1 protein-coding gene is annotated in these 395 nt (G+C 69.6%); it reads left to right on the top strand.

The window, feature by feature from the left end:
* Positions 1-388, top strand: a 388-nt coding sequence (locus C6W91_RS21330; protein ID WP_370571632.1) for a hypothetical protein, incomplete at its 5' end; no start/stop codon positions are given.
* Positions 389-395: the final 7 nt, after the last annotated feature.

Genomic DNA, 395 nt, shown 5'->3' on the forward strand with positions numbered 1-395 from the left:
AGCGCCGCAGCGGCAGGTGGGGACTCCTCGGCAGCGGCCGGAGGAGGTGGAGCTTCGGCCTCGGGAGGAGAATCGTCCGCAGCAGCTGGTGGCGGTGGTGCTTCGGCCGCCGGCGGCGACTCTTCCGCTGCTGCCGGTGGCGGTGGCGCGGCAGCCTCTGGAGGAGGTTCGTCTGCTGCAGCCGGAGGCGGCGGCGCTGCAGCCTCCGGTGGAGGCTCGTCCGCAGCGGCAGGCGGCGGCGGTGCTGCGGCGTCTGAAGGTGGGGCATCAGCAGCTGCTGGCGGTGGCAGCGCTTCCGCTGACGTCGCCAACTATCCTATTGGATGGACCGCTGAGACTGTCACGCAAGAAGCCGAGATATCACTTGGATTTGGTACGTTCACGCTGACTGCGGC

This window comes from Phaeobacter sp. SYSU ZJ3003 (assembly GCF_041300735.1).
GTDB classification, from domain to species: Bacteria; Pseudomonadota; Alphaproteobacteria; order Rhodobacterales; family Rhodobacteraceae; genus Phycobacter; species Phycobacter gallaeciensis_A.